Consider the following 18,490-nt stretch of genomic DNA (forward strand, 5'->3'; position numbering starts at 1 on the left):
GCTGGGCGTTATTCAAGACCCGCGCCGTAGAGTGCCACCTGACGGAATTCGAGCGGCTCGCCCAGATCAGGTAGCGTCTGGCCTGGCATGGTGCCCAGACGTTGGTAGCCCGGATGGTGGAGATTGCGAACGCGCGAGTCGGCGACCAGCACCTGATTGCTGCGCGCAGCGAAGTGATCGAGGAACACGCGGTTTTCCGCATCGTAAAGCACATCGGCAGCCAGGATCATATCCAGTTCGCCGCCGACTGCGAAGAAGTCCTCCGCCAGCTCGATGTCGAGTTCATTGAGTTCGGCGTTCAATTGGCTGGCCCAGCGTGCCGGGACGTCCAGATCACAGGCGATGCTGGCGCTGGCACCGGCGGCGCGACAGGCGAGGGCGACGATGCCCGAACCGGCACCAAAATCCAGTACCCGTTTGCCACGGACCTGCTCGGGATGATCCAGCACCCAGCGGGCCAGCGCCAGACCGCTGCCCCAGCAGAACCCCCAGTAGGGCGGCTTGTGCAGCAGGGCGCGGGTCTCCTGTTCGGCAAAGGCGCGATCAAGGTTGGCCGGGTCAAGTAGCCACAGGCGCAACTCCGGCAGTCCTGGCAGCTCCGTAGGTACCAGTCGGGCGTCAGTCAATACCTCATGTAGCGCAGATTCGAGTTGATTCAACAACATGTAGCAGTCTGGTGAGTGAGTGAGCGGACAGTGTAACCCTTCGCAACGATTTATTAGCAGCCGGGTTGGGAGTAACATGGGGCCCGTTATTTCATCCTCGAATCCAGGATCCGTCCCATGCATTGTCCTTTCTGTGGCGCCCACGACACCAAGGTGATCGATTCCAGACTGGTGACCGACGGTGACCAGGTGCGCCGTCGCCGCGAGTGCATGGCCTGTCAGGAACGTTTCACTACCTTCGAAGTAGCCGAGCTGGTCATGCCGCGGCTGGTCAAGCAGGACGGCCGCCGTCAGCCCTTTGATGAAGACAAGCTGCGTGCTGGCCTGCTGCGTGCGCTGGAGAAGCGCCCGGTCAGCGTCGAAGAGATCGAGGCGGCAATCAGTCGTATCAAGCATCGACTGCGCGCCACCGGTGAGCGGGAGATCAAGGCCATGGTGGTCGGTGAAATGGTCATGGATGAGCTCAAGCAACTGGATGAAGTGGCCTATATCCGCTTTGCCTCTGTGTATCGCCGTTTTCAGGACCTCGACCAGTTCCGTGAAGAAATCGAACGCCTGTCGCGCCGTGAAAAGGCTGAACCGGATGTCTGAACCGGACATATTCGATCAGCAGATTATGGCGCGCGCGGTGCAACTGGCCGCGCGCGGGCTCTATACCACCGAGCCTAATCCGCGGGTGGGCTGTGTAGTGGTGCGCGATGGCGTGATCGTCGGTGAAGGTTGGCACGTGCAGGCTGGTGAAGGCCACGCCGAGGTCAATGCGCTGGCGATGGCGGGAGAAAACGCCAGGGGCGCCACCGCCTACGTCACCCTTGAGCCTTGTAGCCACTTCGGCAAGACGCCGCCCTGCGCTGACGGTTTGATCAAGGCGGGCGTCAGCCGAGTGGTTGCCGCCATGCAGGATCCCAATCCACAGGTAGCGGGTCGAGGTTTTAAGCGATTGCGCGCCGCAGGTATCGATGTGCAGTGCGGCGTGCTGGAGAGTGAGGCTCGCGCGCTCAATCCCGGTTTCATCAAGCGCATGGAAACCGGACTGCCCTGGGTACGCATGAAACTGGCGATGAGCCTCGACGGACGCACCGCGATGGCCAGCGGTGAAAGCCAGTGGATAACTGGTACTGATGCCCGAGGTGATGTGCAGCGCCTGCGCGCACGCAGCGGCGCGGTGATCAGCGGCGCCGACAGCGTGTTGATGGACGATTCGGCACTGACCGTGCGCGCGACCGAACTGGGATTGCCCGAAGCCGAAGCAATCGCTGCCGCGGCACGCCAGCCGCTCAGGGTGCTGGTCGACGGGAGACTGCGGGTGCCACTGGAGAACCGACTGTTTCGCCAGTCCGGGCCCGTATTGGTCGCTTGTCGCATGCAGCGCGGGCGTGCCCCGGATTATGGTTTCGCCGGTGCCGAGCTGTTGTCACTGCCGGACGAAGCAGGCGAACAGGTCGATCTTCACGCCCTGCTGCTCGAACTGGCCAGCCGTGGCTGCAATGAGGTGCTGATCGAGTCCGGCGCCGGTCTATCGGGCGCGTTCTACCGAGCTGGACTGGTGGATGAACTGGTTGTGTATCTGGCCCCCCGCTTGCTGGGCAGTCGCGGCCGCCCGTTGATCGAGCTGCCCTTCGATACCATGAGTGAAGTTCAAGACCTCGACATCATCGATATGCGCGCCGTCGGCAGAGACTGGCGTATTACTGCGCGACCGGCTTTCCCTTCCTGAGATAGTGATATGAGTGCATTAGAAGTCGTTCTGATTCTGCTGGCCGTGCTGGCTGTGGCAGGCGTGGTGCTGGAGGAGATCACCCACGTCAGCAAGGCGATGGTGGTGCTGTTCTTCGGCACGCTGGCGTGGATTCTGATGTTTATTGCCGCACCGGATGAGCTGGCCCGCGCCAGGGTGCAGGAGGCGCTGAACCACAATATCCTGGATATCGCCGGCCTCTGGCTGTTCCTGATGGCGACCATGACCTTTGTGGCGTATCTGAATAAGAAAGGTCTCATCGACAGCGTCATCTTCAAGATACTGCCGACCCATGTCAGTGAGCGTAAGCTGCTGTTTCTTACGGCTATATTCTGCTTTGCGTTTTCCTCCATCGCCGACAATATCACCGCCACGCTGGTGTCCATGGCGCTGGTGCTGAGCCTGCGTCTGGAGCTGCGCAAGACACTGCGATTTGCCACACTGGTGGTGTTCTCGGTGAACTCAGGCGGCGTGGCGATGATTACCGGTGACGTCACTACCCTGATGATATTTCTCGCCGGAAAACTCGAGATAACCCATCTGTTATTTCTCATTGTTCCGTCACTGGCTGCGGTGCTGTTGCTGGCGTCGCTGTTATCGATCGGCATGAACGATCAGGTGGTCATCGACAAGAGCTCCAAGGTGCACTCGCAAAGGGTAGAGCGGGTCATTGCGACCATTTTTCTTCTGACCATTATGGGTACTATTCTCGGCAGTCTGTTGTTCGAGATTCCGCCGCTTCTCAGTTTTCTTGGCGGTTTGGCGCTGATGTTTCTCGTGGCACATTTTCTCAACGAAGATATCTCCAAGGATCCGATCCTCGAATATATCCGGGCCATCGAATTCGAGACGCTGCTGTTCTTCCTCGGCATCCTGTTGCTGGTCGGCATGTTGCAGTTTATCGGTGTGCTACATGGCCTCACCGCGTTGTATGACGTGGTGCCGGTGCTGATGGCCAACTTCCTGATGGGGGTGTTGTCGGCGCTGATCGACAACGTCCCCTTGACCGCCGCGCTATTGAAATCCGACCTGGAAATGAGCGTCGCCGAGTGGATGGGGCTGACTTATGCTGTCGGAGTGGGGGGTTCCCTGCTTATAATTGGCTCCGCCGCGGGCATCGTAGCAATGAGCAAGGTGCCGGGGCTGACGTTCATGTCCTATTTGCGCAGTTTCGGCCTGCTATTCCTTTCCTTCGCCGTCGGTTTCGTGGCGGTATATTTAACCGGATTGATGATCGAATGATCGCGCACTGATATCCAACCCCAACAGAGGCGTCTATGTTTACCGGCATTATCGAGGCGGTGGGTCAAATTCAGAGCATGCAGCCGCGCAGCGGTGACGTGCGAGTGTATGTGAAGACCGGCAAACTGGATCTTGCCGATGTAAAACTCGGCGACAGTATCGCCGTTAACGGCGTGTGCCTGACGGCAGTGGAACTGCCTGGCGACGGTTTCTGGGCGGATGTCAGCCAGGAAACCATGCGCCGTACCGCATTTACCCGGCTCAAAACCGGCAGCCAGGTCAACCTGGAGAAAGCGCTGACGGCAAGCACGCGTCTGGGCGGCCATATGGTCAGCGGCCATGTCGACGGTGTCGGGCATGTGTTGTCCCGTGATGAAGAAGCGCGTTCTGTGCGCTTTCGTATTGAGGCGCCGGCCGCTCTGGCCAAATACATCGCCGAGAAGGGCTCCATCACCGTCGATGGCACCAGTCTGACCGTGAATGCGGTCGATGGCGCTGTGTTCGATCTGAACATCGTGCCGCATACCCTCCAGGAGACCGTCATGGGCGAGTATCAGCCCGGGCATCCGGTCAACCTGGAAGTGGATGTCATTGCCCGTTATCTCGAACGCCTGCTACTCGGCGACAAGGCGGCCGAATCTGGTTCGGACAGCACCATTAATCTGGCTTTTCTGGCCGAAAACGGCTTTCTCAAGCCCTGATTTGCGAGCCTGGGAGGGCCTTATGAATCTGAACACAATTGAAGAACTGGTCGAAGACATTCGTCTTGGCAAGATGGTCATCCTCATGGATGACGAAGACCGCGAGAACGAAGGCGACCTGATCATGGCCGCTGAAGCCTGTCAGGCAGAGCATATCAACTTCATGGCCCGGCACGGTCGCGGTCTGATCTGTATGCCGATGAGCCTGGAGCATTGCGAACGGCTCAAACTGCCATTAATGGTACAGCGCAACAGTTCAGGCTTCGGGACCAAGTTCACCGTGTCGATCGAAGCAGCCGAAGGTGTCACGACAGGCATCTCTGCAGCCGATCGGGCGCGAACCGTCCAGGCTGCCGCAGCGCGTGACGCGGTCGCGGAAGACATTGTCAGCCCGGGCCACATTTTCCCGCTCATGGCTCAGCCCGGCGGTGTGCTGGCGCGGGCTGGACATACCGAAGCGGCCTGTGATCTGGCGCGGATGGCTGGATTTGGTGAGTCCGGCGTTATCTGCGAGATCATGAACGAGGATGGCAGCATGTCACGCCGCCCCGAGCTTGAAGTGTTCGCCGAGGAGCATGGTCTGAAAATCGGCACCATTGCCGATCTCATTCACTATCGTCTGCTCAACGAACACACCGTGAAGCGGCTGTCTGAACAGCCGCTGGATACCGAACTGGGTAGCTTTAACCTGGTCACCTATCGCGACAGCCTGGACAGTTCTGTGCACCTGGCCCTGACCCTCGGCAACATCGAGCCGGAAGAGCCGACGTTGGTACGCGTACACAACATGGATCCACTCCGCGATCTGTTCATGGTCAAGCAACCGGGCCGCTGGAGTCTGCGCGCTGCCATGGCCAAACTGGCCGAGCAGGGCAACGGCGTAGTGCTGCTGCTGGGTAATCAGATGAACGGCGAAGAGCTGTTGTACCACGTCAGGCAACTGACCGGTGACGAAGCCCCCGCGCGGCGTCCGGCGACCTACAACACTGTCGGCGCGGGTTCACAGATTCTGCGGGACCTGGGCGTACGCAAGATGCGCCTGTTGTCCACGCCGATGAAGTTCAATGCCATATCCGGTTTCGACCTGGAAGTAGTAGAATATCTGCCCTGCGAATAAACGCATTGATTTGCGGCTGCGCCATGGAGTGCAGCCGGTTCTTTAAGAGAGAGTAAACATGACTGCTATCCGTACCATTGAAGGCGATTTCATTGCAGCCGGCGGACGTTACGCCCTGGTTGTCGGTCGCTTCAACAGCTTTGTAGTGGAAAGCCTCGTCGCTGGCGCGATTGATACCCTCAAGCGCCACGGTGTGAAGGAAGCCGATATCACCATTGTTCGGGTTCCGGGCGCCTTCGAGATTCCACTCATGGTGCAGAAGGTAGCTGAGCTCAAGGATTTCGACGCCATCATCACCCTGGGCGCAGTCATTCGTGGCGGCACGCCGCACTTCGAATACGTCGCCGGTGAATGCGTCAAAGGGGTGGGTTCCGTGTCACTGGACTTCGGCGTACCGGTAGCCTTCGGCGTGTTGACTGTCGACAGCATCGAGCAGGCCATTGAGCGCTCCGGCACCAAAGCCGGCAACAAGGGCGCTGAAGCGGCTATGTCTGCTATCGAGATGGTCAGCGTGATCAAGCAGTTGGGGGCTTAAGTGAGCGATTCCGATCAGCAATCGCCTGCACCCGGACGACCCAAGGCTTCAGCGCGCCGCAAGGCACGCAGCATGGCAGTGCAGGCGCTCTACTCCTGGCAGATTGCGGGTATGCCGCTGTCTGATATCGAGGCCCAGTTTCGCACTGACAACGACTTCAGCAAGGTGGATGGCGCCTATTTCCATGAGTTGCTGACGGGCGTTCCGCGTAACCTCACTGAGCTGGATGGTTATCTCGACAGCGTACTGGACCGAGCGGTCAAGGACGTGGACCCGATCGAGTTGGCCGTATTGCGCATCGGCGTCTACGAGCTGAGCAAGCGCATCGACGTTCCCTACCGGGTCGTCATCAATGAAGGCATCGAGATGGCCAAGATTTTTGGCGCCACAGATGGCCATAAATACGTTAACGGTATCCTCGACAAGCTGGCGCCGCGCCTGCGCAGTGCCGAAGTTGGCGCACCCCGCCGGGGTCGCTGACGTCAACGGCAGGAGCCACAGCCATGCCGCTGGGTGAATTCGAGCTGATCAAACGCTATTTCCGGGGCGCCGCCCTGGAAAGGGCCGGCGATCAGTCGGTTGTCGCGCTAGGTATTGGCGATGACGCGGCCTTGCTGAATATTCCGTCCGGCCGGCAATTGGTAATCTCCACCGACTCGCTGGTGCAGGACACACACTTCCCCTCCCGTTATTCACCCGATGATCTGGCTTACCGCGCTCTGGCGGCTGCTGTCAGTGATCTGGCGGCAATGGCTGCCCGCCCCCTGGCCTTTACGCTGGCACTGACCCTGCCCAGTGTGGACGAAGCATGGCTACGGGATTTTGCCCGCGGTCTGGCCGAGGCGGCGCAGGCGTTTGAGATCAGTCTGATTGGCGGCGATACCACCCGTGGCCCGCTGAATATTGGTGTGACCGTATTCGGTGACGTCCTGCATGGACTGGGCTTGCAGCGGGCTGGCGCCAAGCCTGGCGATCTGCTGTGTGTCGGCGGTCCGCTGGGCGATGGCGCGGGAGGGTTGGCGGTGGCGCTGGGGCAGGATCTCCCTGCCACGCTGTCGGCGTCCGAGCGAGACTATCTTTACCAGCGCTTCTGGCGTCCACGCGCGCAATGCGAGCTGGGCCAGGCGTTGGCGGGTATCGCCACGGCTGGCCTGGATGTCTCGGATGGGTTGCTTGCTGATGCTGGTCATCTTGCCAGCAGCAGCGGCATCGCCGTGCATATTCGAGCCGTCGACCTGCCGCACTCGCCAGCCCTTGCCCATTGGCCTGCCTCCCAACGATTGCAGTGGATGCTCGGCGGCGGTGATGAATACGTGCTTCTATTCAGCCTGCCGCCAGCCCAGCGTGCGCGTATTGATGAGTGGCGAACCCGCGGCTGGTGTGTCAGCGTTATCGGCGAGATCCAGTCCGGCGATGGCGTCTGGCTGGATGAGGGGCAGGGGCCGCAACGCGTCGGGCGGCCTGCCGGCTATAACCATTTTCAAGGAGCTTCCTGATGGCTGACCCACGCGAGCCGACGCCCGCCTCTGTTTGGCGCAACCCTATCCATTTCCTGGCATTCGGTTTCGGCAGCGGTGCTGCGCCCAAAGCCCCCGGCACCTTCGGTACACTGGCGGCGATGCCCTTCGTGTTGCTCTGGCAACAGCTGCCTCCAGGCGGTTACAGCCTGGTGCTGGTGCTCAGCACGTTACTGGGAATCTGGTTGTGCCACCGCACTGCAGCGGATCTGGGTGTGCATGACCATGGTGGTATCGTGTGGGACGAGTTTGTCGGCGTATGGATAGCCCTATGGCTGGCACCAGTTGGCTGGGGATGGTTGATCGCCGGCTTTTTGCTGTTCCGCTTGTTTGATATATGGAAGCCCTGGCCCATCGGCTGGGTAGATAGAAAGGTTCACGGCGGGCTGGGTATCATGCTCGACGATGTACTCGCGGGGTTCATGGCGCTACTGGTGCTATTGATCGCCGAATTCGCCCTGGGTCGGATCTGATCGCCAGGTAATAGGCGCGAAGACGACTGACCTGTTCGCCGCACTGCCTTGAGACTGACAATGGATGCCGCTCAATGAACATTGCAAACCGCTGTGCACTGATATTTTCCATGCTATGGATCATCACCCCCGCGCTGGCAGACCCCTCGGTACGGGTGGTGGGATTGTTTGCTGGCGCGGCGGTGGTCACCATCGACGGCCAGCGGCATATGCTGCGAGTTGGCAAGCCGGGGCCGCAGGGCGTCGAACTGCTCTCAGCCAACAGCAACACTGCCCGCCTGGCTATCAATGGCGCCCCGCGGGACTTTAGCTTGCAGACTGATTACAGCGAAAGCCACACCGAGCCGGAGCAGCAGCGTGTGGTCGTGCCACGCGGGCAGGGCGGTCATTTCCGCATCCAGGGCTCCATCAACGGTCATGGCGTGCCCTTTCTGATCGACACCGGGGCCACCACCGTCGCGATGAACTCTGGTCATGCGCGGCGCCTGGGCATCGACTACAAAGTCACCGGTACCCGCGTCGGCGTGACCACCGCCAGCGGCATCACGGCCGGCTACCGGGTCCGACTGGAGCGTATCAAGGTCGGTGAAATTGAGCTGCAGAATATCGAGGGCATGGTGCTGGAAGGCGGACACCCCACCGAAGTATTGTTGGGTATGAGCTTTCTCAGCCGGCTTCGTATGATCGACGAAGGCAATACCCTGGTAATGGAGCGCCGATATTGAGCCCTGTGCGCTTCGCTTCGCCCAGACTGTAATCGCCGCGCCTCCGCCACTCTGGTAACATGTATGCCCGTTTATTGCAGTGGTCCATACAGGAGACCGGTGTGCCTGTCACCTTCGTCGCGTCATCCCAGCTCCCCACCAAATGGGGTACTTTCACCATGCACGGTTTTCTCGAACCCGGATCCGGCAAGGAACACGTAGTGCTCACCATGGGCGATGTAGCGGACGGTCTCCCGGTGCTGGGGCGCTTGCATTCCGAGTGCCTGACCGGTGACGCGTTATTCAGCCTGCGTTGCGATTGCGGCTTTCAGCTGGAGGCTGCGCTCCAGGCGATCGCGGAAGAAGGGCGTGGTGCGTTGTTCTATCTGCGTCAGGAAGGGCGGGGCATTGGCCTGATGAACAAGATTCGTGCGTACCACCTGCAGGACAATGGTGCGGACACAGTAGAAGCCAACGTGCAGTTGGGGTTCAGTGCGGACCAGCGCGACTACGCCATCTGCAAGCCGATGCTCGCTCACCTGGGAATCACCAGTCTCAAGCTGCTGACTAACAATCCGCGCAAGGTCAGTGCGTTGGAAAGCTACGGCATCCCCGTCGTCGAGCGGTTACCGCTGCAATTCGGGGAAAATCCGCATAACAGCAAGTATCTGGCGACCAAAGCCGGCAAGCTGGGGCATCTACTCGGCAAATTTCATCAGGCCGAGGCAGAGTGATGGTTGATACTCACACGCATTGGAAAGCGCTTCAGCGTAACTGGCGCATGCAATGCGCCGCTTCATTGCTGTTACCTATTGCACTGGTCTGGCTGCTCGGCGATGACTGGCAGCCTGTGCTGGACACTGCTGCAGTGCCGATCTTCATGGTTGGGCTGGCCAGCATATTCCTCACCGTGTGGCGCTTCCGTCAGTACCGGTTCGCGCTGATTGAAGCCGATAACAGCAGTGACTCTGCTGCAACGGAGCAAGCCTGGGCAAGGTTGCATCATCAACAGTTGCTTGGTTTGCTCAATGCAAAACTCCCCGGCTGGATCGGCATGCTGCACTACGTTGCTGCGGGTGAAATCGTACCGCTGGTTCTGCTGGTGCTGGCGAGCCAGGGCGCCATGTTGCTCTATCGTCCTCCGACTGCCCGGATGCAGTGATGCGTGGCTGGCTAGTCGCTGGCCTGCTGTTCCAGAGTGTCTGCCTGTCTGCTGCCGAGCGGGTCATCAGTCTGGCGCCCTTTCTCACTGACATGGTCATCATGCTCGATGCAACAGGGCAACTGGTGGGCGTGCTGGACGATGGACAGCTTCCCCCTGAACTTGATCATATTCCGCGCGTCGGCGGCCATCAGAGCCTGTCGTTGGAGCTGATCGTCGAGCAGAAACCCGACCTGATACTGGCCTGGGATTCCGGTAACCCCCCGGCTTTGCTTAGCCGTCTGGAAAGCTGGGGCATCCGGGTACTGCGCTTCGATCCTAAAACTCTTGAAAGCATTGCCGCGACGGTCGAGCAGTTGGGCGAGGCGCTTCATGCTACCGAGCGCGCTGCCCAGCTGAATGAGCGCTATAAGGCCGCGCTGTCGCAGCTCGCGGTACCGGCAGACGCCGATGCGCCCCGCGTATTCATCCAGCTCTGGGACGATCCGATATATACCGTCAGCGGAAAGCAGTTGATCGGCGATGCGGTGAACCATTGCGGGGGGTTAAACGTGTTTGAGGCCTTGCCGGGCCTGGCCCCGCAGGTGGGCAGAGAAGGTGTGCTGGCAGCCAACCCTGATCTGATTCTGGTGCTGGCAGACGAAGGCAAGGCGGTCACGGAATGGCTCGATCGCTGGCGGCGTTTTCCGCAACTCAATGCGGTTCGTCAGGACGGGCTGCATGTGCTGGACAGTGATCGCCTGGTTCGACCCACGCCGGATGTGCTGGATGGGGTCGGGCAGCTGTGCACATTGATCGCGCGTCAGCGCGAATTGTCGCGGACCGCCAACTGAGGCGTTGCTTGCTGCGTCTCGCCGGGACAGGCTGATCCGGTATCGTTCAGGCCTTGCGCTTGAGCTTCCAGCGACGCCTTGGCCACTCCATTTCTCCAATGCAATTTGATGACATAGACACTGTCGAAATCTTCCCGGTGCCAGCGCGCGACGTTCAGGCTTTCGTCTGCGTCGACCTCATCCAGCAGCTCGTTCATGATTTCCGATACGTAGCCCCGTGACCAGGCAGTGTATATGGTGCTGTTGCGGTACTGCGGTTCGGTCAGCTCTTCGACGATGTCGCCTACGTCGTTCGCATTGAACTCAGTGTTGATTGGCAACCCGTGCGCAATGGCGGTGGGTGCGATGGTCAGCAGCGGCCGCAGGTAGTTGAACTCCTCGTCGTCCGGTCCTTCCTCCACCCTTCTGTCGGGATTGGCGGCGAATACGTAATCAGGCGCGCCGAAGCGTTCCGGGAGCAATGCGGGCAGGGCCAGGGAACGATTCAGACCCTGGCAGTTCAGTTGCCCGAGGCCACCGGTGGGTTTTTCGGCATGTCGCAGGAAAACCAGCGTCTGGAAGGCCTCTTCGGGTTCAGGCGTACTGTCGAGACCTGCGTAAACCAGCCAGGAGATAGCGAGCAAGGGAACGACGATGAGTGCGCGGGTACGGTTTTTCAACATGGACGACTGCCGAGAGTTGGGAGTTAGCCCAAGTATCGACAGTCTTTATTGCAGGAAGTTGTCAGCGATAAACATTAGGTAATTAGTTATCGAAAGCGTCAGAGCGCTGAGGCGGCTGCGAATCTGTCTATTAATCATCCGGCAGCGAGTTACTGCCGGATGTATGGGGGCTAGATTTCTGGCGTCCAAATTACGGCGAGCTGAGCGTTCAGCCCTTCCTCCTGGTACGCATAGGTTCGACCGTCTGCGCTGTAATTCGCCACCGCATAATCGCGCTCAAGCACGTTGCTGAGCTTGGCATCCAGCCGCAGATTGGACGTCGCGCGCCAATGGCCACGCAGTTCCAGGGTGCCAAAGCCGGGCAGTCGCTGCTCGTTTTCGCGATCATTGAATCGCTCACTGTTGGCAATCACGCTGAAACCAACGCCGAATGAACCGAGCTGGCGATCTGCATCCAGGCTCAGCGTTCGTTTGGAACGACGTGGCAGTTGATTCCCGGTACTGCGCTCACGTGGGTCGAGCCAGGCAGCGGCCACCAAGGTGTCCCAGCCGAATAAGCGCTTGCCGAAGCTTGCTTCGAGACCATGTATACGCGCTTGGCTGATGTTCTGCGCCGTGTAGAAAGGATCGAGGAGGATCATCTCGTCGATATCGGTGCGGAACGCTGCGACCTGTAATTCGGCGCCCTCGGACTGGCCGCGCCATTGCAGTTCATAGGTCTTTGATTGTTCGGGCTGGAGTAGCGGGTTAGCGCCGAAACTGGTGTACAGGTCATTGAAGGTCGGGGCGCGGAAGCCTTCACCGTACGAGGCGACCAGTTGCTGGGTATCGGTCATGGGCACGATGACGGCGGCGTTTAGCGAATTCTGATGACCAAACTGCTCGTTATCATCATGCCTCCAGCCAAACTCGGTGGTGAAACGCTCTCCCTCGAAGTGATGCTGAACAAAAGCGGCATTGTTGTAGCGCTCGGTTTGTATGTAGTCGGAATTGCTCCGCAGGCGATCCTCATACCAGTCCAGACCCAGTTGCAGTCGATGCTGATCACCCAGGTTCAAGGTATTCAGCCAACTGGCTGAGTCGCGGTAGGTGTTGTAGGTGTAAGTGGCCAGGTCATAGATGCTGTCGCGCTTATCTTCAGCGTGTCCGGCCTCCAGACGGGTTGTCCAGGCTTCACTTATATCCCACTGCAGGTGCGTCGCGACTGTACTCAGCGCGAAGTCGTCCTCTGGGTTTCCGAACAGATCATATTCCGTATTGCCTGTCTGTTCTGCGAGCTTGATGCCACCGCTAAGACTGTCGCTGAAGTGGTGGTTGAGACTTAAATTGAAGGCGCGGTTACGGAAGCCGTCGCGGTCTTCATCGCCGCCTGTGTTATGGCGGGTGCGATCGATACCGGCTGTTTCGCTGAGCGTGGCGCCAAGGTCGAAGGTGGTGCGCTCGTTCCCGCCGGAAACACCAGCACTGCGGATAAAGCTCTGATTGGAGCCGATTCCGAGTTTGAGTCGCGGACGAAGACCGGGCTCGCCCTGGCGCGTGAAAATCTGTATCACGCCGCCGATCGCATCAGATCCGTAAACGGCTGATCGAGGACCGCGGATCACTTCGATACGCTCAATCTGTTCGATATCCAGAAACTCGAGACTCGGCTGGCCCGCCGAAGCGCTACTGATGCGTTGCCCGTCGACCAGCACCAGCGTCTGGGTTGCACTGGTCCCGCGTAACGACAGTGTGGTCAGGCTCCCGGTACCGCCATTGGGGGTCAGCGAAGCGCCTGGTACACGGCGCAGCAGATCAGCAACGCTGGATGGCTGCAGTCGTTCTATATCGGCGCGGTTGAATACACTGCTGACTGCGGGGCTTGCGGTCTTGGACTGCGCCATACGCGAGGCTGTAATGACCGTATCCGGCAAGTCGAGGCTATTGGCTGCTGCAACGGCGGACGCCAGCATGGCGGGAAGAAACAGGGCGAACTTGTTCATGTTGATCCTCAAAAGCAACTTTTGAGGAGGGCGAGGAGCCAGTGGAGTTGCCTGTGACGGAGGGCAGCATGCACCGACCGGGTGACGCCCTCCGCGACACCTCAGCTACGAATCCGTCGGGCACGCCGCCCACAGGGCATTGCACCGAACAGACCCTTCGCACAGGGCCGGTCTCCGGGCTCAGGATAGTGGGATTCTCTTAATGAAAATCCCCAGGATAATGTCGCCTTCCCATGTACGAGACACAGTGGCGGATGACATTACCGGCAGGCGAGCCTGCGATCCTTTACCGTTGCGGGGGCAGCGTCGGGGTTGCACCGACTTCCCGTTTCACCTGGCAGTGTGAGCTGCCAGGCACCCAGTGCGACTGGAAGCGCAGAGGACTCTAGGCGCTTTGCCAGTAGAGGTCAAGCGAGATGGATAAGGGGCGGGAGTGAGAGCCGGTTACGAATCGAACGTTCAATGCCTGCTGCGTCCAGCCCGCATTCAGCGAGCATTTCGGCGGGCTTGCCATGTTCGACGTAGATATCCGGCAAACCCAGATTGAGGACCGGCTGATTGATGCCTTGAGCCATGAGCCATTCATTGACTGCGCTGCCGGCACCGCCCATGACGGCGTTCTCCTCAAGCGTCACTAATAACGCGTGTTGCTCAACCAGCCGATTGACCAGCTCGGTGTCCAATGGCTTGACGAAGCGCATGTTGACGACCGTTGCGTTGAGCGCTTCGGCCGCGACCAGCGCATTGGCGTGCAAGGTGCCAAAACACAGAATGGCGACTTGCTTGCCTTGACGGGTGACGACGCCTTTGCCGATGGGCAACGGCTTCAGCATCGCATCGATTGCCACGCCGGTTCCCGTGCCACGTGGATAGCGAACCGCTGCTGGACCGTTATGCAGAAAGCCGGTCGTCAGCATTTGCCTGGTTTCGTTCTCGTCCGCTGGCGCCATGATCATCATGTTCGGCAGGCAGCGCAGGAATGACAGGTCGAAGCTGCCGGCGTGTGTCGGGCCGTCTTCGCCCACCAGTCCGGCGCGGTCGATGGCAAACAGCACATCCAGGTTCTGCACCGCAACGTCGTGTACGACCTGGTCATAGGCCCGTTGCAGGAAGGTCGAGTAAATCGCGACCACCGGTTTGACGCCATCACAGGCCATGCCCGCCGCCAGCGTCACGGCATGTTGTTCGGCGATGGCAACGTCGAAGTAGCGATCCGGAAAGCGCTCGCTGAAGTCGACCAGATCCGAACCTTCCTTCATAGCCGGGGTAATACCCACCAGGCGTTCGTCGAGTGCGGCCATGTCGCACAGCCATTGACCGAACACCGCGGAATATTTCAGCTTCGACGGCCCGCTGGGGACCTGAGCGGCAGGTGTGGGCTCAAACTTGGTAATAGCGTGGTAGCCAATGGGATCGGCTTCGGCGGGGGAGAAGCCCTTGCCCTTCTGCGTGACGATGTGCAGCAGTTGCGGGCCGGGCAGCGCACGCATATTGCGTAGCGTGCTGACCAGTAGTGGCAGGTCATGCCCGTCAATGGGGCCGATGTAGTTCCAGCCCAGTTCCTCGAACAGGGTGCCCGGTACCAGCATGCCTTTGGCGTGCTCTTCGGTGCGCCGCGCCAGCTCCCAGGCTTTCGGGATCTTGGAAAGCACCTTGCGGCTGCCTTCGCGCATGTGCGAGTAGGTACGACTGGAGAGGATCTTTGCCAGGTAGTTGGACAATCCGCCGACGTTTCGCGAAATCGACATATCGTTGTCGTTTAATACCACCAGCATGTCGGCGTCGACTTCGGAGGCGTGGTTCAGCGCTTCGAACGCCATGCCGGCGGTCATCGCGCCATCGCCAATGACGGCCACCGTACGGCGATCCAGGCCTTGCAGACGGGCGGCTATCGCCATGCCCAGAGCCGCACTGATAGAGGTGCTGGAATGGCCGACACCAAAGGTGTCGTAGGGGCTTTCGGTGCGACGAGGGAATGCTGCCAGGCCATCTTTTTGCCTGAGAGTGCGCATCAGTTCGCCGCGGCCAGTCAGAATCTTGTGCGGATAGGCCTGATGGCCTACATCCCACACCAGGCGGTCCTCTGGCGTCTGATAAACAAAATGTAAAGCGACGGTTAGTTCGATGACGCCCAGGCCGGCACCAAAATGCCCGCCGGTCTGACCGACGGTCCACAATAAAAAGGCGCGCAACTCGTTCGCCAGCTGGGGCAGGGATTCTTCATCCATGCCGCGTAGCACGTCAGTGTCGCTGATGCTGTCCAGCAGCGGAGTGCTGGGACGCTCAAGAGGTATCTCGTGGAAAGTGCTAGGCATCAAACAGGGCTCTTGGGGCCACGCCCGGTGGCAAGAAATAAACGAGTAGTTTACCCGATGCGGGTCGATAGCCCAACCTTGGCTTGCCGGCGGGTCAGAATTGGCGTTTGATTATATAGTCCGCTATCTGACGTAGCCGATCTGCGCCAGCATCGAAGGGCTGCAGGGCCTCGATTGCCTGGTCACGCAGTGCGGCGGCCAGATCATGGGCTCCCTGTAAGCCCAACAGGGCAGGGTAGGTCGGTTTGTCACGGGCGGCGTCGGCGCCCTGTTGCTTGCCGAGCACGCTGGTGTCGCTTTCGACGTCGAGGATGTCATCCTGAACCTGAAAGGCCAGCCCGATGGCGCCGGCATATTCATTCAGTGCGAGTAGCTGCTGCTCCGACGCCTTGCCGCTGGCCAGTGCGCCAAGCTGAATGCTGGCGCCTATCAAGGCTCCGGTTTTGTGGCGGTGCATATCTTCCAGCGTCTGCACATCCACGTGCTGGCCCACGGCGGCGAGATCAATTGCCTGTCCGCCGACCATACCGCGTGGTCCGGCAGCGGCGGCGAGTACCTGAACCATGCGCAGACGGGTCTCGGCCGGGATGTGCTGGGCGTCACTGAGCCATTCGAAGGCCTGGGCTTGCAGGGCATCGCCTGCGAGTATCGCGGTGGCTTCGTCGTAGGCGCGATGGCAGGTGGGCTGGCCACGACGCAGATCGTCGTTGTCCATGGCCGGAAGATCATCATGAATCAGTGAGTAAGCGTGGATCAGTTCGGTTGCAGCAGCTGCAACATCGGCCTGCTCCCGCTGACCGTCGAGCGCTTCACAGCTGGCGTAGACCAATAATGGGCGCACGCGTTTGCCACCGATGGTCACGCTGTAACGCATGGCCGAGAACAGCTGTTCGAGGCGGGGATGGGTATTGTCGAGGCGCCGGGTCAGGTAATCGTTGATGCGGGACTGGCAGCTGCACAGGTAGTGATCGAAATCAGTCATTCGGGTTGCTATCCAGCGGCAATGTGGTCGGGGTGCCATTCTGCTCCACCAGTTGCTGAACCTTCTGTTCCGCTTGCGTCAGTGCCTGTTGGCAGTCGCGGGTGAGTGCCACACCTTGCTCGAAGGCCGCGAGCGAGTCTTCCAGGCTGAGCTCGCCGCTTTCCAGGCGTTCGACCAGCTGCTGTAGTGCGCTTAGCGACTGCTCGAAATCGATGGGTTTCTTTCGGGCCATGGTGGTACCTCGGTTGGGCTGATCCGCTCGGGCTGAAACATTACCCAAGCCCGTCGGGGGGGTCAATCAGACATATACGTCATAAAAGTAATACAGGCTCAGGCTCCAGCCGATGGCGATCACCAGCCAGCGTAGCCAGGCATCCGGCAAAGCGCGCGCAAATAGTCCGCCCGCATAGCCACCACTGACTGTTCCCACCAGCATGATCAGCAAGGCCGGCCAGTGTACGGCGCCAGCAACGATGAAGGTCACGGCCGCGACGCTGTAAATGGTGGACGACATCAGGTTCTTGATGGCATTGATTTCCAGCACCTCGGTACGGCCCGAGATGGCCAGGCTGGCGATCATCAGAATGCCCATTCCGGCTCCAAAGAAGCCCCCGTAGATCGATACCAGTAACTGGCAGATAAAGCCTGTCGGTCCAATCTGGTTGTTGTTGTACAGGTCGTCGCCCTTGCGGACCAGCCGGCTGATTTGCCTGCTGAAGGTGAACAGCAGCGTGGCGGTCAACAGCAACCAGGGAATCAATAGCGTGAAGGTTTGGTCAGTGGTGATCAGTAGCACCAGACCACCCAGTAAACCGCCGATCAAGGCGGCGACCATGAGTGGCAGCAGATAGCTACGCAGCGGCAATCGGCGTAATACCCGGCGGTTGGCGATGGCGGCGGACAGGCTGGCGGGCCATAACGCGACGGCGTTGGTAGCATTGGCACTGACCGGCGCGATGCCGGCAGCCAGCAGGGCAGGGAAGGAGAAAAAGGTGCCTCCGCCTGCCAGTGCATTCATGGCACCGGCGGCAAAACCGCCCACAGCAATCAGTACTACGTGCCAGAAATCCATGTGCTCCTTAGCTCAGCTAACCGCTGTTTCATCCCGCCGTGACAAGTCGAGGGCGCGATCCCTGCTAAAAGTCGCCCCAAAGATACTGGGCAACGCTCAGAGCGACAACCGGAGCGGTCTCTGTACGCAGCACTCGAGGACCGAAGCGCGTGGCGAGAAAGCCGGTCTTTTCGGCGCGGCTAATTTCATCAGCGCTCAACCCACCCTCCGGACCGATCAACAGAGCAAGGCTTGCAGGTGGCTGGAGGCTTTTCAGACTCTGGTCGGTACGGTGGTGCAGTATTAGCCGCAATTCGACATCGACACTGGCGAGCCAGTCATCCATTGAGGTGGGCGGGTTGACTCTCGGCACCACGCTGCGACCGCATTGCTCGCATGCGCTGACAGCGACCTGTTGCCAGTGGCTCTGCCGCTTGTCTGCGCGCTCACCTTGCAGTTTGACTTCGCAGCGTTCGGTAAACAGCGGGGTGATCTCTGCCACGCCCAGTTCGGCCGCTTTCTGGATGACCCAGTCCATGCGTTCACCCCGGGACATGGCCTGACCGAGATGAATGCGCACAGCGGATTCCGGCAAGCCGGGTGTGGGCGCATCCAGCCGCACCACAACCTCGCGCTTGCTGATCTGCGTAATGTCGCCGGACCACTCCTGGCCTGAACCATTGAATACCTGTACAGGTGCGCCAGGCGCCAGGCGAAGCACCCTTCCAATGTAATGGGCGGTATCGCCGGTGAGCGACAGCTCGCCCTCAGTCAGTGGCTGATCCAGATAAAAGCGAGATACGCGCATGCG

At 59.8% G+C, this 18,490-nt stretch carries 21 protein-coding genes and 1 riboswitch; of the genes, 13 read left to right on the forward strand and 8 right to left on the reverse strand.

Annotated elements, in window-relative coordinates:
- Nucleotides 1-8: 8 nt before the first annotated feature.
- A complete protein-coding gene (locus FHK95_RS17830) occupies nucleotides 9-665 on the reverse strand; it encodes a class I SAM-dependent methyltransferase (RefSeq protein WP_150305995.1) in 657 nt (218 codons plus the stop codon).
- Between the two features lie 117 nt (nucleotides 666-782).
- Here FHK95_RS17830 and nrdR point away from each other — a divergent pair, with 117 nt between their 5' ends.
- The 13 genes from nrdR to FHK95_RS17895 all read left to right on the forward strand — a co-directional run bounded on the left by nrdR (nucleotide 783) and on the right by FHK95_RS17895 (nucleotide 10,687).
- On the forward strand, nucleotides 783-1,256 hold the full coding sequence (gene nrdR / locus FHK95_RS17835) for a transcriptional regulator NrdR (RefSeq protein WP_150305996.1): 474 nt from the start codon (nucleotides 783-785) through the stop codon (nucleotides 1,254-1,256).
- Nucleotides 1,249-2,382, forward strand: a complete 1,134-nt coding sequence (gene ribD, locus FHK95_RS17840; RefSeq protein WP_150305997.1) for a bifunctional diaminohydroxyphosphoribosylaminopyrimidine deaminase/5-amino-6-(5-phosphoribosylamino)uracil reductase RibD — start codon at nucleotides 1,249-1,251, stop codon at nucleotides 2,380-2,382. The genes nrdR and ribD overlap by 8 nt, the downstream gene beginning before the upstream one ends.
- A 9-nt stretch (nucleotides 2,383-2,391) precedes the next feature.
- Nucleotides 2,392-3,645 (forward strand): sodium:proton antiporter NhaD, encoded by a 1,254-nt coding sequence (nhaD, locus tag FHK95_RS17845; protein WP_150305998.1) that lies wholly within the window; start codon nucleotides 2,392-2,394, stop codon nucleotides 3,643-3,645.
- Between the two features lie 35 nt (nucleotides 3,646-3,680).
- Nucleotides 3,681-4,346 (forward strand): riboflavin synthase, encoded by a 666-nt coding sequence (locus tag FHK95_RS17850; protein ID WP_150305999.1) that lies wholly within the window; start codon nucleotides 3,681-3,683, stop codon nucleotides 4,344-4,346.
- Between the two features lie 22 nt (nucleotides 4,347-4,368).
- Nucleotides 4,369-5,463 (forward strand): bifunctional 3,4-dihydroxy-2-butanone-4-phosphate synthase/GTP cyclohydrolase II, encoded by a 1,095-nt coding sequence (gene ribBA, locus FHK95_RS17855; RefSeq protein ID WP_150306000.1) that lies wholly within the window; start codon nucleotides 4,369-4,371, stop codon nucleotides 5,461-5,463.
- Between the two features lie 58 nt (nucleotides 5,464-5,521).
- Nucleotides 5,522-5,998, forward strand: coding sequence for a 6,7-dimethyl-8-ribityllumazine synthase (gene ribH, locus FHK95_RS17860; protein ID WP_150306001.1), 477 nt, complete (start codon nucleotides 5,522-5,524; stop codon nucleotides 5,996-5,998).
- Nucleotides 5,999-6,478 carry a transcription antitermination factor NusB gene (gene nusB / locus FHK95_RS17865; protein ID WP_150306002.1) on the forward strand — a complete coding sequence of 160 codons (480 nt, stop codon included), beginning with the start codon at nucleotides 5,999-6,001 and terminating at the stop codon, nucleotides 6,476-6,478.
- A gap of 29 nt (nucleotides 6,479-6,507) precedes the next feature.
- Nucleotides 6,508-7,494 carry a thiamine-phosphate kinase gene (gene thiL / locus FHK95_RS17870; protein WP_150306031.1) on the forward strand — a complete coding sequence of 329 codons (987 nt, stop codon included), beginning with the start codon at nucleotides 6,508-6,510 and terminating at the stop codon, nucleotides 7,492-7,494.
- Nucleotides 7,494-7,988, forward strand: coding sequence for a phosphatidylglycerophosphatase A family protein (locus FHK95_RS17875; protein WP_150306003.1), 495 nt, complete (start codon nucleotides 7,494-7,496; stop codon nucleotides 7,986-7,988). The genes thiL and FHK95_RS17875 overlap by 1 nt, the downstream gene beginning before the upstream one ends.
- A 74-nt stretch (nucleotides 7,989-8,062) precedes the next feature.
- Entirely contained in the window at nucleotides 8,063-8,713 is a 651-nt protein-coding gene (locus FHK95_RS17880; RefSeq protein WP_150306004.1) for a retropepsin-like aspartic protease family protein, read from the forward strand.
- 101 nt (nucleotides 8,714-8,814) lie between these two features.
- The gene (gene ribA, locus FHK95_RS17885) at nucleotides 8,815-9,426 is read left to right on the forward strand and encodes a GTP cyclohydrolase II (RefSeq protein ID WP_150306005.1); all 612 of its coding nucleotides are present in this window, start codon (nucleotides 8,815-8,817) and stop codon (nucleotides 9,424-9,426) included.
- Nucleotides 9,426-9,854 (forward strand): hypothetical protein, encoded by a 429-nt coding sequence (locus FHK95_RS17890; protein ID WP_150306006.1) that lies wholly within the window; start codon nucleotides 9,426-9,428, stop codon nucleotides 9,852-9,854. Before ribA ends, FHK95_RS17890 begins: the two co-directional genes overlap by 1 nt.
- Nucleotides 9,854-10,687: a cobalamin-binding protein gene (locus FHK95_RS17895; RefSeq protein WP_150306007.1), complete on the forward strand. Its 834-nt coding sequence runs from the start codon at nucleotides 9,854-9,856 to the stop codon at nucleotides 10,685-10,687. Before FHK95_RS17890 ends, FHK95_RS17895 begins: the two co-directional genes overlap by 1 nt.
- Here FHK95_RS17895 and FHK95_RS17900 read toward each other — a convergent pair.
- From FHK95_RS17900 to FHK95_RS17930, 7 genes are all read right to left on the reverse strand, one after another.
- Complete coding sequence (locus FHK95_RS17900) at nucleotides 10,657-11,349, reverse strand: histidine phosphatase family protein (RefSeq protein ID WP_150306008.1); 693 nt, start codon at nucleotides 11,347-11,349, stop codon at nucleotides 10,657-10,659. The two genes, FHK95_RS17895 and FHK95_RS17900, sit on opposite strands and share 31 nt — an antisense overlap.
- 170 nt (nucleotides 11,350-11,519) lie before the next feature.
- The gene (locus FHK95_RS17905; RefSeq protein WP_150306009.1) at nucleotides 11,520-13,331 is read right to left on the reverse strand and encodes a TonB-dependent receptor domain-containing protein; all 1,812 of its coding nucleotides are present in this window, start codon (nucleotides 13,329-13,331) and stop codon (nucleotides 11,520-11,522) included.
- Nucleotides 13,332-13,479: 148 nt separating this feature from the next.
- Nucleotides 13,480-13,708: riboswitch (cobalamin riboswitch) on the reverse strand.
- A 30-nt stretch (nucleotides 13,709-13,738) separates the two neighbouring features.
- Entirely contained in the window at nucleotides 13,739-15,646 is a 1,908-nt protein-coding gene (dxs, locus tag FHK95_RS17910; protein WP_150306010.1) for a 1-deoxy-D-xylulose-5-phosphate synthase, read from the reverse strand.
- Nucleotides 15,647-15,740: 94 nt separating this feature from the next.
- Nucleotides 15,741-16,628 (reverse strand): (2E,6E)-farnesyl diphosphate synthase, encoded by an 888-nt coding sequence (ispA, locus tag FHK95_RS17915; RefSeq protein ID WP_150306011.1) that lies wholly within the window; start codon nucleotides 16,626-16,628, stop codon nucleotides 15,741-15,743.
- Complete coding sequence (locus tag FHK95_RS17920) at nucleotides 16,621-16,860, reverse strand: exodeoxyribonuclease VII small subunit (RefSeq protein WP_150306012.1); 240 nt, start codon at nucleotides 16,858-16,860, stop codon at nucleotides 16,621-16,623. Before FHK95_RS17920 ends, ispA begins: the two co-directional genes overlap by 8 nt.
- Nucleotides 16,861-16,926: 66 nt before the next feature.
- On the reverse strand, nucleotides 16,927-17,700 hold the full coding sequence (locus tag FHK95_RS17925) for a sulfite exporter TauE/SafE family protein (RefSeq protein ID WP_150306013.1): 774 nt from the start codon (nucleotides 17,698-17,700) through the stop codon (nucleotides 16,927-16,929).
- A gap of 64 nt (nucleotides 17,701-17,764) precedes the next feature.
- Nucleotides 17,765-18,487, reverse strand: a complete 723-nt coding sequence (locus FHK95_RS17930) for a 16S rRNA (uracil(1498)-N(3))-methyltransferase (protein WP_150306014.1) — start codon at nucleotides 18,485-18,487, stop codon at nucleotides 17,765-17,767.
- Nucleotides 18,488-18,490: the final 3 nt, after the last annotated feature.

It is taken from the genome of Pseudomonas saliphila, assembly GCF_008638345.1.
GTDB lineage: Bacteria > Pseudomonadota > Gammaproteobacteria > Pseudomonadales > Pseudomonadaceae > Halopseudomonas > Halopseudomonas saliphila.

Excerpts from the sequence above, each read along its gene's own strand:
- FHK95_RS17900 (WP_150306008.1), bottom strand. The coding sequence starts at position 11,349 with ATGTTGAAAAACCGTACCCGCGCACTCATCGTCGTTCCCTTGCTCGCT.
- FHK95_RS17930 (WP_150306014.1), bottom strand. The coding sequence starts at position 18,487 with ATGCGCGTATCTCGCTTTTATCTGGATCAGCCACTGACTGAGGGCGAG.
- FHK95_RS17880 (WP_150306004.1), top strand. The coding sequence starts at position 8,063 with ATGAACATTGCAAACCGCTGTGCACTGATATTTTCCATGCTATGGATC.
- FHK95_RS17890 (WP_150306006.1), top strand. The coding sequence starts at position 9,426 with ATGGTTGATACTCACACGCATTGGAAAGCGCTTCAGCGTAACTGGCGC.
- ribD (WP_150305997.1), top strand. The coding sequence starts at position 1,249 with ATGTCTGAACCGGACATATTCGATCAGCAGATTATGGCGCGCGCGGTG.
- FHK95_RS17925 (WP_150306013.1), bottom strand. The coding sequence starts at position 17,700 with ATGGATTTCTGGCACGTAGTACTGATTGCTGTGGGCGGTTTTGCCGCC.
- nrdR (WP_150305996.1), top strand. The coding sequence starts at position 783 with ATGCATTGTCCTTTCTGTGGCGCCCACGACACCAAGGTGATCGATTCC.
- FHK95_RS17895 (WP_150306007.1), top strand. The coding sequence starts at position 9,854 with ATGCGTGGCTGGCTAGTCGCTGGCCTGCTGTTCCAGAGTGTCTGCCTG.
- dxs (WP_150306010.1), bottom strand. The coding sequence starts at position 15,646 with ATGCCTAGCACTTTCCACGAGATACCTCTTGAGCGTCCCAGCACTCCG.
- FHK95_RS17905 (WP_150306009.1), bottom strand. The coding sequence starts at position 13,331 with ATGAACAAGTTCGCCCTGTTTCTTCCCGCCATGCTGGCGTCCGCCGTT.
- FHK95_RS17920 (WP_150306012.1), bottom strand. The coding sequence starts at position 16,860 with ATGGCCCGAAAGAAACCCATCGATTTCGAGCAGTCGCTAAGCGCACTA.
- FHK95_RS17850 (WP_150305999.1), top strand. The coding sequence starts at position 3,681 with ATGTTTACCGGCATTATCGAGGCGGTGGGTCAAATTCAGAGCATGCAG.
- FHK95_RS17875 (WP_150306003.1), top strand. The coding sequence starts at position 7,494 with ATGGCTGACCCACGCGAGCCGACGCCCGCCTCTGTTTGGCGCAACCCT.
- ribBA (WP_150306000.1), top strand. The coding sequence starts at position 4,369 with ATGAATCTGAACACAATTGAAGAACTGGTCGAAGACATTCGTCTTGGC.
- nhaD (WP_150305998.1), top strand. The coding sequence starts at position 2,392 with ATGAGTGCATTAGAAGTCGTTCTGATTCTGCTGGCCGTGCTGGCTGTG.
- ribH (WP_150306001.1), top strand. The coding sequence starts at position 5,522 with ATGACTGCTATCCGTACCATTGAAGGCGATTTCATTGCAGCCGGCGGA.
- FHK95_RS17830 (WP_150305995.1), bottom strand. The coding sequence starts at position 665 with ATGTTGTTGAATCAACTCGAATCTGCGCTACATGAGGTATTGACTGAC.
- ispA (WP_150306011.1), bottom strand. The coding sequence starts at position 16,628 with ATGACTGATTTCGATCACTACCTGTGCAGCTGCCAGTCCCGCATCAAC.